Origin of the sequence: Clostridium sp. NSJ-49 (genome assembly GCF_014287725.1) — a bacterium.
In the GTDB taxonomy this organism is placed as follows: Bacteria; Bacillota; Clostridia; order Clostridiales; family Clostridiaceae; genus Clostridium; species Clostridium disporicum_B.
The window spans coordinates 1-15,460 of record NZ_JACOOP010000044.1; the positions used below are offsets into that span (position 1 = coordinate 1).

A 15,460-nucleotide genomic window follows, 5' to 3' on the forward strand; every position below is an offset into this window, starting at 1 on the left:
ATCAATTTTATTGTAGGTTTGTTTACCATACAATAAAAAATTCAAACTTATATAATTTTCAAAGAGCGAGCAATTCTATGAAAAATCAAGCTATTTTTTCATATCAACTTAACAGATTCCAATCCTTAAACCTTAATTTTATTATTATAATAATTTTATATAATTATAATATAATAACCTTTACTGTTAAACATTATTTTACTTTATATTTAATTTTATCCTTTTATGTTATAATGATTTTTATACTATTGTTTTAGGAGGAAATTATGTTATATAGAGAATATGGTCAAACTCATGAGAAAGTATCTATACTTGGTTTTGGATGTATGCGTTTTCCAACCATAGATAATAAAATTGATGAAGAAAAATCTACAGAAATGATTCAATACGCTTTATCTAAAGGAGTTAATTATTTTGATACTGCTTATACTTATCATAATAGCGAATCTGAATCTTTTGTTGGTAAAGCTTTAGAGCATTGCCGTAAAGATATATTTATAGCTACTAAATTGCCAAGTTGGTTAATAAGTAGTAGAGATGATATGGATAGAATATTTAATGAGCAGCTAAATAGGCTAAGAACTGACTATATAGATTTTTATTTAGTACATGCTTTAAATAAAGAGTATTTCACAAATTTAAAGGATAATGGTTTATTTGAGTTTCTTGATTCTATTAAGAAAAGTGGTAAAGCACATCATATCGGATTCTCATTCCACGATTCTCTGGATGTTTTTAAAGAAATAGTTGATTCTTATGATTGGGAATTCTGTCAAATCCAATATAATTATCTAGATACAGATTATCAAGCTGGAACTGAAGGTTTAGAGTATGCTGCTAACAAAGGACTTGGTATAGCTATAATGGAACCTTTACGTGGTGGTAAACTTGCTTCCAATATTCCTAACGATATCCAAGATTTATGGGATACAGCAAATAATAAAAGAAATCCTGTAGAATGGGCATTAAAATACTTATGGAATGATTCGCGAATTAGCGTAGTCTTGTCTGGAATGAGCAGTTTTTCTAATATTATAGATAACATTAACTTTGCAGAAACATCAACTCCTAATTGTCTAAATGAAGAAGAGCTTAATTTAATTAGTAAGGTTACATCTTCTTATAAAGCAAAAATCAAAGTAAATTGTACTGAATGTAAATATTGTATGCCTTGTCCAGTTGGTGTAAATATCCCTAGAAATTTTGATTTATTAAATAAGGCTTCATTATTTGAAGATATAGAAAGCAGTAAAAAATCTTACAATTCAATGTCTGAAGAAAGTAAAGCAATTTCTTGCGTAAAATGTGGTAAATGTGAGAAGCTTTGTCCTCAAAGCATTAGAATTAGAGAAAAACTTGAAGAGGTCGTTAATACACTAGGAAAATAAAATCCTAACTAACACTAAAAAGAAATATGCCTTCGGCTGATAAACTTATCTATGCCGTAGGCATAAGTTCTATTTTCTATTTTCTATTTTCTATTTTCTATTTTTATAATTTGCATTTACAGTTTCTTTTCCATTAGTTGTATTAACATCTAAGTTTTCTATTTGATAATTCTTATCTTCATTTTCTAATGTTATAGCTCCATTTGTAGTTCTAAGTATAATATCCTTACTATAACAATTATATGCTTTTATAAGACCATTTGTAGTTCTTACTCTTATATCATTTGATTTTATATCCTCTATATCAACTAATCCATTAGTAGTTTCAAAACTAATAGATTCTGCGTTTATATCTTCAGCTACAACTCTACCGTTATTAGTATTTATTTTAACTTCACCTTCAACTGTTATATCACCTATTTCAAAGTTTCCATTTGTAGTTTCAATATCAATATTACTTGCTTTAATATCATTTATATCTATATTTCCATTAGTTGCTTCTACAGTATAGTTCCCAATTATACTTTCTGGAACAATTATCTCTACAGTACCAGCAATACTTGAAAAATCAAAAAGATTTATAGTTCCATAGCTTTCTTTTCTTTTTATATTTATAGTATCTTCATTACTATCTATTGTAAATTTATCATTTTCATTATTATACCAGCAATTAACTATTATCCTATTATTAGTCCCACTATAAATTTCAACCTTCGTATTAGGAACATTTAAGTTAAATTTAATATTACTACTAGCTACATCTATTTCTTGCGTAAAAGATTCAGCTACACCATTAAACTTTACTCCATAATTGCCAAAACTGATTCCTCTAAAAGCTTCTCCTGTTGCTAATAGTCCAATGCTTCCTACAATTAACATAATAAGCGCTAATATAGACGATATTATAAAATACTTCTTCACCTTTTATCCCCCCTAAGATATTAAGCTTATATTCCACTTAACATATTTAATCATTAATTTTACCATTCCAATAGCTATTGCAAGTGCAGCATTAAATAATAATATTCCTACACCAGCCATAACAAAAGTCTTTAATAATCTAATTCCAATATTTACACTAGTATTTAAAAATAATATTGCTAAAGAACTTCCAGCTACTGCAATTCCGCTTACCCCTACTGAAAATACAGCTACTCCAACTCCAAATACTACCCATGCTAAAAATAAAAAATTAACTATCTGCATAAATACAAACAAGGCAATATTCCCACTTTTAACTTTTTTAGCTTCATAATTACTTTCATTTACTCTATATTGAGCCTCTGTATTCTTATATTCTTTAACACTATCTTCATAGTCAAGCTCTTCTATATATTGTTTTGCTATTTCTTTTGGATCTCCCAATTTATTTAATATTTGCTCTAAAGATTCGCCTTCATCTAATAGCTCATTTATATGCATACTATAATCTTCGATTATATTCTCTATTTCTTCTTTTGGTAATATTGATAAATTGCTTCTAAGGTTATATAAGAATTCACCTTTAGTCATTTTATTCACCTTCCTTACTATCTTTATATTCATAACTTAAAACCTTATTAACACTTACTACAAACTCACTCCACCCTTTTACCATATTCTCATAATGAATCTTTCCTTCTTCTGTAATCTTATAGTATTTTCTCTCCTTGCTACCTTCGCACACTTTAGTATAAGTCGAAAAATTACCTTCCTTTGTAAGTCTTCTCAATATAGGATATATAGTATTTTCTGTAACATCCATATCTGCTTCTATATCCTTAACTACCTCATATCCATACATATCCTTCTTTGAAATAAGAGATAGAACACATAACTCTATAATTCCTTTTTTGAACTGAGTATTCATTTCCTCACCTCTTCACAACTTATTGTGTATTACACAGTATATTATATTACCATACTGTGTAATACACAATACTTTTTTGTATTTTTTTCCATATTCATTATGAAAATACTCATTACCGTAATACAGTTCATCATAATCATATATTAATTTAAACTTATTTATTATTAATTAAATAAGGAGCTATGCATTTGCAACAGCTCCTTATATTACTTACTTTTATTTCATCTTCTTTAATGCCTTTTTCATTTCATTTAATGATGAAGAAAAATTCTTCTTTACAGCATCTCCTAAATCTTCTATCTCATCAATGACATTGGATACTTCATCTGCAATTTCCTCAGTCATTCTTCCTTTTTTAATCACTTTCATCAATCCATTTATTTTCTTTTCTAACTTTTCGTGAGCCATAAAATTAAACCTCCAAGTAAAAAAATAAATATTTCATAGAATATTTTATCCATTTTTACTACTTTAATTCACTACTATTTTACTGTCTGGTATAATAAAAAGGCTCCTATAAAATAAAACATTCCTAAAAACCCTAATGGAGTTATTGCTATAAATAACCCAATTATCATAACTATAGGATGAACACCTATGAATGAAGCTACAAGATTTTGCTCTAATAACTGTCTCACTAATGCAACAATCACATATCCAATTAAAAGTATTATTGCTGCTGTTTTACTTCCGCTAAAATACATAATTATTGCTAAAATTCCATATACAAGACCAGCTCCTATTATTGGTAAAAAATCCAAAACGGCAGTTAAAATTGCTAATGGTAAAGCATAACTTACTCTAGCTAATGTAAATATCACAGAACTTATAAAAGCTATCACTAGCATAATTAATAAATATGCTTTAATATATCCACCAAAAACAGAATTCATTTTATCTTTAACAGTTGAAAATAGCTTATGTCCTTTTTCAGAAAATATGTTTTTAACTCCTATTTGAATGTTTTCTATTTCCTTTGTAAAGAAATACGTTGATATCAATGTAACAATAACTGTTATAAGTGCTCCTGGAATTGAGCCAGCAAGACTTAGCATTTTCTTTCCTAAAGTTGTTGCAAAACTACTAATAACTTTTACTATAGTCATAATGCCTTCATTTATTTTTTCAACAATACTTGGGTCTAAATTATTTAATCCTGCTAATATGCTACCAACAAAACTATCTATAGCATTTATTATTTCCTCCACTGTTGATGGATTAGTTAAATACTCTAAAAGCTTTCCTGTCTGCAAAATTATTTCATAAAGAATTGCACCTAATGCTGATAACATAAGAATAACTATTGTTATTGTCAATAAAAATGAAACAAATCCATTTGTTAGTTTAATTTTCTTACTATTTTTATTTAATGATAATATTTTATTCTTTATAGGTTTTAGCAATATCGCTATTATAAAAGCTATTACAAAAGGAAATGCATATTTTAAACTAACAGCTAAAAGTATAAATCCTAATGTATATATTATTAAAAATTTTACAACTTTTTTTGCCCAATTTATAAAATCTTGAGAAATATATTCTAAAATACTGCCCCTTTTTAAATCCACATCTATTATCCTTTCTTAATTTAAATTATATCAATTATTATGTAACAAGTAAAAAAATGTAACCTAAACCATAGGTTAAAATTCAACTACATCGAGGTGAAAAGACTACTGTCGCGTAAGTGCCTTTTCACCTTTGATGAAGTTAAACTTTCCTAAGGTTCATCATACTCTATTATAAAAATTCTCTTAATAAATCTTTTCTTGCTTCATATAATTCTTCTTCATTTTCTTTTAAGTCATTCCAATATTCACTATTCCTGTGTAAAGCCTTTAGCATTTTAGTTACTTTCTTACTAGTTACATCATTATCTCTTGCTAATGTTGCAACTGTTAAAACAAAAGTCCCCACATCCTGTGGATCATCTAGAAGGTTATCATTGCTAGCTATTAACTCATCTATAGCCTCAGCTTCATCCATTCCTTCCATTAAGTAACGTTCAAATTCTTCTTTAATATCAACTGCTAAATCATCATCATAAATATCTAGTCCCCAAACACCCATATCAAGTCCCTCCTTATATTTAACTTAATATTTTTTTAATTAACCACACTTGTTGATATTATATGACCTTAGTATTTATAGTATTATATGAAACTTCTTAAATTGTGCTATTTTTTTATATTATTTAATTATGAAATTTGCGTGACTTCCATCTTTTCCTGGCGTTATTTCAAGCCTTGCATCCACTCTTTCCTTTAACTCTGGAACATGAGATATTACCCCTACTAATCTACCTAAGTCTTGAAGATCCATTAAAGCACTTATTGCATTATCTAAACTTTCTGAATCTAAAGTTCCAAAGCCTTCATCTACAAACATAGTATCAATTTGTACGCCACCTGCATATGACTGAATAACATCTGCAAGACCTAAGGCTAATGCTAAAGAAGCTTTAAATCCTTCTCCTCCAGATAAAGTTTTAACATGTCTTTCTTTCCCAGTGTATGCATCTATTACTTCAAGTTCTAATCCTGATTGTTTTTGTCCCTTTTCCCTACTTTCTTTACGCTTTAAAGTATATCTCGAATTAGTCATTTTGCTTAATCTACTATTAGCTGCTCTTATAATATCATCAAAATATGCTGCTAATACGTATCTTTCAAAGGTAATTCTCTCTGCATTATTACCTTTTGCTAATTCTGCAAGTTCGCCTATAACATTATATTTTGCCTCATCTCCTTGTATTTTAGTTGTAATATCCTCTATACTTCTTAAACTACTCCTATTGTTACTTATTCTTGAATATATTTCTTTTGATTCTTTATTTAATAAAGTTATTTCATTAAGCTTTTCATTTATTAAAATATCATATTCTTTTAAATCTACTTTTATCATGTTTTGAGTTTCTTCACTTATTCTTTTAAACTCATCCTTTTTAGACGTTAACTTATTATAATACTCTCTTATATATGTATCTTTTACATTTATCTCATTATCACTTCTCTTAGCGTTATTATAATCATCTATATCCTTAAATAAGCTTTCTTGTATCTTTTGATTAAATATAAGTTTTTTATTACCTACTTCATCTAAATACCTTTCATTAAGCTCAGTATAATTGACTACATCTTGCTTTAATTTTGTTAACGTATCTTTAATATCATTAAATTCTTTTTTAGTTAATTCTAAGTTCTCTTCTAATTCTCTTATTTTAGATGTAATTCTAACATCCTGCATTCTAAGTAAATTATCATCTTTTATATCCTCTGGTAATATTGATTTAGCCTCAGCTAAAAGACCTTCTTCCCTTGTTAAACTACCTAAGCTATTTTGTTGTCTTTTTTTAGCTTCTTCAATTTTACTTTCTTCTATCTTTATTCTCTCTTCTAATGCTTTAATCTCTTTATTAACATTATCTTTATTTATTATAACTTTAGAAATTTTATCTTTTTCTTCTTTTAATTCTTCAATCTCATTTTTAAGCTCTATTCCACTTTCAGTTACAGCTTTTTTCATCTCATCAAATTGAAGTTTTATATCACCATTAAAATTAACAACATCCTTTATTTCATCTAATGCTGCTTTAATTCCCTCTTCTAGCATTGAATCATTAGTAGCTTTTTTTATTGCAAGCTCTTTCAACGCTTTATCATAAACATTCTTTTCAGCTTCATAAATATCCTTTAATTCTTTAAGCTTCTCTTCAGTTGGGACATTTTCTTGTCTTTTAGCTAGATTAGGATGACTAGTTGAACCACATACCGGGCACTGACTACCCTCATCTAGGTTTAAAGCTAAGATTCCAGCCAATCCCTTTCTAAATAAAAGATCGCCGTTTTCATATTCCTCTTTTTTCATTAAGTATTTTTTTTCTAAACTCACTACCCTTAAAGCTTCTTCGTTATATATTTTAATTCCATTTTCGTAAGCTAGAATCTTTTTAAATACTGACTTAGCTTTTAATATTAAAGCTTCCTTTTCTCTTAAAGAATTACTAACCCTTACAAATAATACTTCATTCTCAGTTATACTTTGTTGTATTTCTCTATCATTTTCAAGCTTTTCCTTATCGCATTTTAGGTCCTTTTCTAAAAGCTCAATATTTTTTGTTTGTCTATTTAGTTCATCTGTAAGTTGTTTTACTAATATTTCTTTTTCCTTATAAATCTTAAACTTCTCAAGTTTCTTTTCAACTTCCAGTTTTCCCCTTATTAAAGCATCCTTTTGCTTTATTTCTAATTCTGCCTTTTCATAAGCTTTATTTTTAACATTAAAAATAATTTCACTATCAACTAAAGCTTTCTTACTACTTTCTAATCTTGTAGTATTATCTTTTAATTTTTCTTCAGCTTCAATTACTGATTTTTCTAGATGAATAATATCCTTTGCTTTTTTAGCTTTCTCTAGTAAAACCTCTTCTTTCTTAATCTCTTCTTCCTTATAATTTAATAACTCTAGTTCATTAGATACCCTATCTTTTAACAGAAGCTTTTTATTATCTTCTTCAGCTTTAAATCTATTTTCTTCTATTCTCTTTTTGTCCTCATTTAATTTTTCTATCTTTGTGTTAATTTCTTTTTCATCAGATTTATCTTTTTCAATAAGAGCTTTAGTTAATTTAATAATCTCTAATACATCTTTGTCTACACTATTTATCAATTTTCTTAGCTCATCATTTACTACTGGATCTATTTTACTAATAAAAGCATCTCTTCTTTGTTTTTCCGATAAAACTCTATTTCTAAGTTCTGTACTTTTATCATCTAATTTCTTTTGAATACTAAGAAATCTTTCTGTTCCAAATATATTTCTGAATATCGGCTCTTTATCCTTACTTTCAGCTTCTAATAATTTTTTAAATTCACCTTGTGGAAGCATAACTATTTGTTTAAATTGGCTAGCATTTAACCCCAAAATTTGCTGTATCTTTTCTGTTGCCTCTGATGGTCTTGATATTACTGTTTCATCATCTAAATAGAGTTCTGCTTCGTGCTTTTTATCTATTTGCTTAATAGTACCATTTTTATATACCTTATCTACAGTTTGAGTTGGTTTTCTAATTATCTTATATTTTTTCCCTTTTGCTAAAAATTCTAATTCTACATACGCAATATCTGTTCCTTTAGCATGATGGCTTTTTAATGACTCCATAGTCCTACTTGTGCCACTTGCCTCTCCAAATAATGCAAATGATATAGCATCAAAGATAGTGGTCTTTCCTGCTCCAGTAGGTCCTGATATAACAAATATATTACTCCCTTTTATTTTAGTAAAATCTATTTCTTCCTTTCCTGCATAAGGTCCAAAAGCATTTATTATAAGCTTTAATGGTCTCATATATCACTACCCCCTTCCAATTTCCTCTAAAACTTTATTTAAAACTTCTATTCTTTCTTGATCCATCTCTTTCCCTTTTATGCTTAAATAAAAATCTGTAAACAGCTCTGATTCTGATTTATCTCTAAAATTATTTCCTGCTGAAGTTTTACTATCCACATTTTTTTCTCTCGAATTTACCATTTTTAATCCCATTACATTTGGAAATACAGCTCTTAACTTTGATATTGCATCAATAACTTCACCTTCATCAGTAAGATTTGCAAATATATAGTCATTTAAATTTTCACCTTTATGTGTATCTCTATCTATAAGTTTTTCTAAAGGTCCTTCAACAACTCTCATATCTCTTAATACCTGTAGCTTTCTTAATTCAACTTCTACTTCTCCTTTTTCATCTAATGTGATTATAGGTATGCTTTTATTTTGCTCACACTCTGATACTGAATATTTCAATAGAGAACCTGAATATCTTATTCTGTTTCCTCCAACCTTTTGTGGTCTATGAAGGTGTCCTAAAGCAACATAATTAAACAAGTCAAAATTTCTTCCATCTATTAAGTCTGCACCTCCAATAGATAATGGTCTTTCTGAATCTGAAAGTTCTAAATCACCTTTATTCTCTTTATCTTCCATATTAAAAGTTACATATCCATGAGTTATTAAAACATTTCTTTCATCTTTATTTATATCTTTTTCTAACTCATTAACTAAAAACTTCATAGCATCATCATAAGTTCTTATCTCATCATTTTTATAAATCAATCTAACTTTTGCTGGATCAACAAATGGTAATAAATAAAAGTTAACATTTCCAAATTCATCTTTTATAGTTACCTTTCTTATTTCTTTCTTAAACGTTCCCTCTATATATAATCCTTTATCTTTTAGCAACTTACTTCCAAATGACAACCTCTCAGGACTATCATGATTACCTGAAATAGCTAAAACAGGTATGTTTAATTCTAAAATTATTTTACTTAATACATTATCCAATAGTTCTACAGCCTCTGCTGGTGGTACTGAACGGTCATATATATCACCTGCTATTATAAAAGCATCTGGTCTTTCTTCTTCTAATAATTCTATTAATCTATCAAGATAAAATTTTTGGTCTTCTATCATAGAAAACTCATTTACAATTTTTCCTATATGCCAATCTCCTGTATGGATTATTTTCATCTATTTCACTTCCTTATACTTAGTAAATTTACATAATTTTATTATATCAAAATACAAGTAACTACTATATAAAAAATTAATGAACAAAAAAATAAGTGCAACCTAAGTTACACTTTATATCTTTCTATTCAAAAAACTCTTTTGTATATTCAACAATTCCACTAACTCCGATTAAGCTACCATCGTTTAGCTCTTTAACCATAAAAGCCTCATCTGGTACATCAAAAGGAGCTTTTATTCCATATTTACTTGCAGGAACAAAACCAAATTTAGGGTAATACTTATCATGCCCTAAAACTATAACAGACTTATATCCTAATCTTCTAGCACTTTCTAATGCAACATTTATAAGCTTACTTCCAATTCCTTTACCTTGATACTCAGGTATTACAGATACAGGTGCTAATGCTAATGTTTCAACACTCATATCTCCATTATTAATTTTTGCTTTAGTAAGCATTAAATGAGCAATAACTTTTCCATTATCCTCTGCAACTAATGAAAGTTCTTTTATAAAGTCATCACTTTTCCTTAGTCTATTTACTAATAAATGTTCTGTTCCATCGCTATGCACTGCATTTTTAAAAGCCTCTTCAGTTAGTCTTTCTACTACTTCATAATCTTTTTCTAACTCTTCTCTTATATTTATCTCCATATTTTCTCTCCTGCAATAAATAATATTCTCTACATATTTTAATATATTTTTACCATAAACTTCAAGTTTGTCTTATATAATCTTAGACTCTTGCTCTTATAAAAAGTTTCACTTCGTAGAAAAATTCTTATAAATTTATATATTAAATCCATACTAATAATAGAGGTGATACAAATGAAAAAATTTTTAACGTTCTTATGTTTATTTTTAACTTTCTTTAGCCTAACGTCATCTATCTGCTATGGTGAAGAATTAGAAAAAAATAAATTTACTCTTAATCCATTGCCATATGAATATGATGCTTTAGAACCATACATTGATAAGGAAACTATGATTATCCATCATGATAAACATCAAAAAGCTTATGTAGACAATTTAAATAATGCTATCTCTAAATATCCTGAATTGTATTCTAAAGGTTTAGAGGGATTATTAACAAATGTGGATTCTCTTCCTAGCGATGTTAAGCAAGCTATTATAAATAATGCTGGTGGCGTTTATAATCATGAGTTTTTCTGGTCTATAATGGCTCCTGAACAACCTGGAGTTCCTATGGGTAACTTAGCGAAAGCAATAAGTAAAACTTTTGGAACATTTGATGATTTTAAAACCCGATTTAAAATAGCTGCTCTAAATAGATTTGGTTCTGGTTGGGCATGGCTAGTTTCAGATAAAGAAGGTAACTTGTCAATTATAAGTACTGCAAATCAAGATACTCCTATAACTCAAGGCTTAATTCCTATAATAGGAGTAGATGTATGGGAACACGCTTATTATTTAAAATATCAAAATAGACGTGGTGAATATATAGACGCTTGGTGGAATACTGTAAACTGGGAACAAGCAGAAAGAAACTACAATGCTGTTACTGCGTCAAGATAAAAGTAGCTATGCTAAGGCAAAGATTATTTCGTAAGATTAAAGTTTGCTATACTAAATTCAACGTAGCTATTCTAAGTGAAAATATAATATTTCACATATAAATAAATAAGTAAAAAAGTGCTAATTAGGCACTTTTTTACTTATTAAAAGAGAAGCTTCCTTTTCTTTTAACATATTCAATCTTTTTCTCTTTACACAGCGAACTACTTTACTTTTCTCATAAATAAAAATGCTAATATCATAAAGAATAAACCGTATACAAACATACAATTATATCCTATTAAATCAAATAAAAGTCCAAGAAGTGGTGGTGATATTATATTTGCTATTGATGAAAATAAATAATACATACCTGTAAATGTTCCCAAATATCCAAGTGGTGACATCTGAGCTACAAAAGGATATGAATTAATATTAATCATTGCCCAGAAAACTCCAAGAGCAAGGAAAAATGCTCTTATTATTAAAATATTCTTAACAAAAATTAATATACAAAATATAGCCATCGCACCTATTAATCCAATAGTTATAGTCTTTTTCTTGCCTAGCTTTGTCCCAATTATACCTGCTGGAATAGCAAAAACTAAAAAACTTAAAGATACAAAGGTAAAGCTAAATGCTGCTGCACTTACATCTATTCCAAGATACATTTCACTATATCTAGTAAAAAAAGTTTCTATCCCGTTATATCCAATAAACCAAGAGCATATTGCCATAAGTAAAAACTTAGTACTTGGATTTTTAAACGCTACTTTAAATCCTTCCTTAAAATTAACCTTCTTTTCTGCTTGTTCATAATTTATTACGTCTCTCTTTTCTTTAATACAAGTAAACAAAATTACAAAAGATAATAATACTAAAACACCTGCAAGATAAAATGGATACTTCGGACTTAACTTCCACAAAATTGAGCCTATAAAAAAGGCTATAAGAGAACCTATTCCTCCCATAAAATTAATTATGCTGTTAGCCTTACTCCTCTGATCCTCTGGTGTTATATCCGGCATAAGAGCAATAACTGGCGAACGAAATAAACTCATTGAAAGATTCATTAAAAGTAATGCTGCTATAAGTGTTGCCAATCCCTTATAATTTGGAATTAAAAATATAAATAATACTGCCAATGGCATTCCAACCATCAAAAAAGGCATTCTTCTACCAAACCTTGTCCTAATTCCATCACTATACATCCCAACAGCTGGTTGAATAAATAACGCAAAGTAATTATCAAATGTCATAATAAATCCTATAATAGCAGATCTTGTAATAAAGTTACTTAATAACTTAGGCATAAATGCATTATACACTGACCAAGTTATACTAGTTGCAAAAAATCCAAAGCCAAGTAAAAACGTCTTTTTGTAATTTAGTTTTCCCATCCTTATCCCCCTCATTTATATCTGTAATTTTAGATATGTATTTTTATCAATCCTCCCCTATTAATATCATATGACTAGTTTGCTAAATACATTTTAACTTTCTGTTAAATAATCAATATTTTTTTATTTATTAGATATTTTTCAACATCCATATATCTTATTAATTCTTATAGCTATAAAAGACGCTAAAACGCATTTAATAAGATCTCCTAGAATAAACGGTATAATAGATACTTTTACATTTTCAACAAATGATAATCCGTTATAATATCCCATCCATGTAGCTCCGCAAATATAAATAATTACCATACCTACTAAAACTGTTAACATAATAGATTTTTTTAAATCTAAAGCCTTACCTCTAATTAAAGTAATAATAAGTACTGCCAATAGAAAACCTAAAAAATAACCTCCACTAGGTCCTACTAAAGTTCCAATACCAGATTTTCCTCCTGAAAATACAGGTAGTCCAATTGCTCCAATAAGATAAAACACTATTATTGATAACATACCATTTTTGGTACTCATGATAAGAGCTATCAAATTAATTATTATAGTTTGTGATGTTATCATTATTGGTGTAAACGAAATTGGAAAAGCTATATATGATGATATACATAAAAGTGCTACCATTAATCCAATAGCTGTTATATCTCTAACTTTATTTCTTTTTTCAATATTAATCATTTATTTAAACACTCCTTCTATAACAATTTTATTTTTAAAAAGCAATAATATTTTGTTCATATCTAAAATGATGAAGGTACACTTTTTTCATAATCATACTAAATATTAATAAAGGCTTGTCCTATAAAAATTAATTGAATTTTCATTACATACCTTTCCTAGTTATTCAGTTAAATTTATATATTATCCTCCTCTCTATACCCTCCTACTTAAAATAAAGTATTTTATTTTGATTGTCAAACTATTTAATTTTAATAATACTTTCAGAAATAAAAACAATACTTTATTTAAATATATAGAATTTTATTAATAGAAACTGCCATAGCAGTTTCTATTAATTTGCCATTCTACATTTATCATTTTCTATTAAATAAAGTAATTTATACTTTTTTACTTTTAACCATTTACTTTAAAGTACTTCTTCACTATTTTTATTTTATTTGATAAATGTTTAATATGTATATTCAAGGTTTTCTTTTATATTGAAAAAATCTGCATAATCTATATCAAATAATGGTTTCTTTACTTTTGATACATCTATTTTTTCTTTTATAAGCTGAGTTAAAACACCTGCATATGATAAATCTCCTTGGATTATAGCCCCGTAAATCTTTCCATCCTTATATATAACTTTTTTGTAATACTTACCATCACAATCTATTACTTCTTCATATGAATCATCTGGTTTAACTACAACTCCTAAGGACATAGTCGCTAATCCTAAAAAATTCATTGTATTTTTACTACCAAAGAAATCTGTCATATATAGTTCTTTTCCGTACATATTATTAGCTGCTATTATTCCTTCTTTCACAGCTGTTGGCCAAATTGGATTTCTACCAGTTATATCTCCTGCTCCATAAACATCTTTAGTATCAGTTTCACCTTTTTCATTTATGATAAGACCAAATTTATCTGTTTCTATTCCACTATCTTTTAAGAATCCAACGTTTGATCTTACTCCAGTACAAGCTATAACTAAATCGCAAGGAATTTTTTCTCCAGTATTTAAAAGTAACTCTACGGGATTATTATCATTATCTAAAACAAGTTGTTCTGCTCTCACTCCAAGTTTTAAATCTACACCTTTATCTGTAAGCATATCTTGATAAACTTTAGCTGCGTAATTATCTAATTGAAGAGGTAATATCCTATCTCCCATCTCAACCATTGTTAGTTTAATATCATAATCTACAAGTCCTGCTAAAGCATCTACTCCTACCAATCCAGCTCCTAGTATAACTACATTTTTACACTTTTCTGCTACATCCTTAATTTTAATAGCATCATCTAGATTTCTTAATCCTACCACATTATTACCTTCTCTTAATCCAGGTACAGGCGGAATAAAAGATGATGAACCTGTAGCTAATAATACCTTATCATAACTTAATTCTTCTCCATTATCTAATGTTAATTTATGTTCTTTAGGCTTTATCCCTATAACCTCAATACCTTTCATCCATTTTATATTATATAAATCAAAGAACTTTCTTGGAGTAAAATCTAAATCTTCAATAGTTCTTCTCCCATCTAAATAATGATGAAGGATACATCTAGAGTATACATAATCATCTTTAGAAACTAATATTATCTCAGCTTCTTTATCTAGTTCTCTCAATGTTTTAGCTCCACTTATACCAGCTGCAGATGCTCCAACAACTATATATCTCATACTTCATCTACCTCCTCTAATGTTATTGCTGCCATAGGACATTTAGCTACACATTGAGGTGTTCCACTTTCAGTTTCTCTACACATATCACACTTCATAACTTCCTTATTATTTAGGTGATTCATCTTTAACACCCCATACGGACATGCCATGATACACATAAAGCAACTTGCACATCTTGACTTATCATATAGAACAAGTCCAGTATCATCATCTCTTCTCATGGCTCCTGTCATACAGGTATACACACACTCTGGTCTATCACAGTGTCTACAAAATATTGGTGAATATCTACCATCACTATTTATAGCTATCCTACTTCTTGTATCTTCTGAACCATGAGATACGATACATGCTGTAGTACAAGTAAGACATCCAATACATTTTTTTCTATCTATCTTAATTCTCTTCATATAC

15 protein-coding genes are annotated in these 15,460 nt (G+C 28.2%); 2 read left to right on the forward strand and 13 right to left on the reverse strand.

The genetic code is table 11. From position 1 onward, the window contains the following. Positions 1-266 precede the first annotated feature (266 nt). Positions 267-1,388 carry an aldo/keto reductase gene (locus H8S10_RS13730; RefSeq protein ID WP_055267900.1) on the forward strand — a complete coding sequence of 374 codons (1,122 nt, stop codon included), beginning with the start codon at positions 267-269 and terminating at the stop codon, positions 1,386-1,388. A 90-nt stretch (positions 1,389-1,478) separates the two neighbouring features. On the opposite strand, the gene H8S10_RS13735 is transcribed toward H8S10_RS13730, so the two are convergent. The 9 genes from H8S10_RS13735 to H8S10_RS13775 form a co-directional block, all read right to left on the reverse strand. After that, positions 1,479-2,309, reverse strand: a complete 831-nt coding sequence (locus H8S10_RS13735) for a DUF4097 family beta strand repeat-containing protein (protein WP_186839254.1) — start codon at positions 2,307-2,309, stop codon at positions 1,479-1,481. Positions 2,310-2,321: 12 nt separating this feature from the next. Continuing rightward, entirely contained in the window at positions 2,322-2,900 is a 579-nt protein-coding gene (locus H8S10_RS13740; RefSeq protein WP_186839255.1) for a DUF1700 domain-containing protein, read from the reverse strand. 1 nt (position 2,901) lies between these two features. Then, a complete protein-coding gene (locus tag H8S10_RS13745; protein ID WP_186839256.1) occupies positions 2,902-3,237 on the reverse strand; it encodes a PadR family transcriptional regulator in 336 nt (111 codons plus the stop codon). A gap of 216 nt (positions 3,238-3,453) precedes the next feature. Continuing rightward, positions 3,454-3,645, reverse strand: a complete 192-nt coding sequence (locus H8S10_RS13750) for a hypothetical protein (RefSeq protein ID WP_055267908.1) — start codon at positions 3,643-3,645, stop codon at positions 3,454-3,456. A gap of 74 nt (positions 3,646-3,719) precedes the next feature. Then, complete coding sequence (locus H8S10_RS13755; RefSeq protein WP_055267910.1) at positions 3,720-4,805, reverse strand: AI-2E family transporter; 1,086 nt, start codon at positions 4,803-4,805, stop codon at positions 3,720-3,722. Positions 4,806-4,977: 172 nt separating this feature from the next. Then, on the reverse strand, positions 4,978-5,307 hold the full coding sequence (locus H8S10_RS13760) for a hypothetical protein (RefSeq protein WP_055267912.1): 330 nt from the start codon (positions 5,305-5,307) through the stop codon (positions 4,978-4,980). Between the two features lie 120 nt (positions 5,308-5,427). After that, a complete protein-coding gene (locus tag H8S10_RS13765) occupies positions 5,428-8,583 on the reverse strand; it encodes an AAA family ATPase (protein ID WP_186839257.1) in 3,156 nt (1,051 codons plus the stop codon). A gap of 6 nt (positions 8,584-8,589) precedes the next feature. After that, positions 8,590-9,765, reverse strand: a complete 1,176-nt coding sequence (locus H8S10_RS13770; RefSeq protein ID WP_186839258.1) for an exonuclease SbcCD subunit D — start codon at positions 9,763-9,765, stop codon at positions 8,590-8,592. Between the two features lie 124 nt (positions 9,766-9,889). Then, positions 9,890-10,420 (reverse strand): N-acetyltransferase, encoded by a 531-nt coding sequence (locus tag H8S10_RS13775; RefSeq protein WP_055267918.1) that lies wholly within the window; start codon positions 10,418-10,420, stop codon positions 9,890-9,892. A 174-nt stretch (positions 10,421-10,594) separates the two neighbouring features. Between H8S10_RS13775 and H8S10_RS13780 the strand changes: the two genes are divergently transcribed. Then, positions 10,595-11,302, forward strand: a complete 708-nt coding sequence (locus H8S10_RS13780; RefSeq protein ID WP_186839259.1) for a superoxide dismutase — start codon at positions 10,595-10,597, stop codon at positions 11,300-11,302. Between the two features lie 203 nt (positions 11,303-11,505). Here the strand turns inward: H8S10_RS13780 and H8S10_RS13785 are convergent, their stop codons facing one another. The 4 genes from H8S10_RS13785 to H8S10_RS13800 all read right to left on the reverse strand — a co-directional run bounded on the left by H8S10_RS13785 (position 11,506) and on the right by H8S10_RS13800 (position 15,456). Further along, the gene (locus H8S10_RS13785) at positions 11,506-12,681 is read right to left on the reverse strand and encodes an MFS transporter (protein WP_186839260.1); all 1,176 of its coding nucleotides are present in this window, start codon (positions 12,679-12,681) and stop codon (positions 11,506-11,508) included. Between the two features lie 141 nt (positions 12,682-12,822). After that, a complete protein-coding gene (locus tag H8S10_RS13790) occupies positions 12,823-13,368 on the reverse strand; it encodes a biotin transporter BioY (RefSeq protein WP_186839261.1) in 546 nt (181 codons plus the stop codon). Between the two features lie 451 nt (positions 13,369-13,819). After that, on the reverse strand, positions 13,820-15,043 hold the full coding sequence (locus H8S10_RS13795) for an FAD-dependent oxidoreductase (RefSeq protein ID WP_186839262.1): 1,224 nt from the start codon (positions 15,041-15,043) through the stop codon (positions 13,820-13,822). After that, on the reverse strand, positions 15,040-15,456 hold the full coding sequence (locus tag H8S10_RS13800) for a 4Fe-4S dicluster domain-containing protein (RefSeq protein ID WP_055267927.1): 417 nt from the start codon (positions 15,454-15,456) through the stop codon (positions 15,040-15,042). The genes H8S10_RS13795 and H8S10_RS13800 overlap by 4 nt, the downstream gene beginning before the upstream one ends. Between the last annotated feature and the right edge of the window lie 4 nt (positions 15,457-15,460).

What these genes read in the sequence shown, in the direction of transcription:
- H8S10_RS13770 (WP_186839258.1), bottom strand. Translation starts at nt 9,765, where the DNA reads ATGAAAATAATCCATACAGGAGATTGGCATATAGGAAAAATTGTAAAT.
- H8S10_RS13775 (WP_055267918.1), bottom strand. Translation starts at nt 10,420, where the DNA reads ATGGAGATAAATATAAGAGAAGAGTTAGAAAAAGATTATGAAGTAGTA.
- H8S10_RS13790 (WP_186839261.1), bottom strand. Translation starts at nt 13,368, where the DNA reads ATGATTAATATTGAAAAAAGAAATAAAGTTAGAGATATAACAGCTATT.
- H8S10_RS13740 (WP_186839255.1), bottom strand. Translation starts at nt 2,900, where the DNA reads ATGACTAAAGGTGAATTCTTATATAACCTTAGAAGCAATTTATCAATA.
- H8S10_RS13800 (WP_055267927.1), bottom strand. Translation starts at nt 15,456, where the DNA reads ATGAAGAGAATTAAGATAGATAGAAAAAAATGTATTGGATGTCTTACT.
- H8S10_RS13750 (WP_055267908.1), bottom strand. Translation starts at nt 3,645, where the DNA reads ATGGCTCACGAAAAGTTAGAAAAGAAAATAAATGGATTGATGAAAGTG.
- H8S10_RS13765 (WP_186839257.1), bottom strand. Translation starts at nt 8,583, where the DNA reads ATGAGACCATTAAAGCTTATAATAAATGCTTTTGGACCTTATGCAGGA.
- H8S10_RS13780 (WP_186839259.1), top strand. Translation starts at nt 10,595, where the DNA reads ATGAAAAAATTTTTAACGTTCTTATGTTTATTTTTAACTTTCTTTAGC.
- H8S10_RS13730 (WP_055267900.1), top strand. Translation starts at nt 267, where the DNA reads ATGTTATATAGAGAATATGGTCAAACTCATGAGAAAGTATCTATACTT.
- H8S10_RS13785 (WP_186839260.1), bottom strand. Translation starts at nt 12,681, where the DNA reads ATGGGAAAACTAAATTACAAAAAGACGTTTTTACTTGGCTTTGGATTT.
- H8S10_RS13745 (WP_186839256.1), bottom strand. Translation starts at nt 3,237, where the DNA reads ATGAATACTCAGTTCAAAAAAGGAATTATAGAGTTATGTGTTCTATCT.
- H8S10_RS13760 (WP_055267912.1), bottom strand. Translation starts at nt 5,307, where the DNA reads ATGGGTGTTTGGGGACTAGATATTTATGATGATGATTTAGCAGTTGAT.
- H8S10_RS13795 (WP_186839262.1), bottom strand. Translation starts at nt 15,043, where the DNA reads ATGAGATATATAGTTGTTGGAGCATCTGCAGCTGGTATAAGTGGAGCT.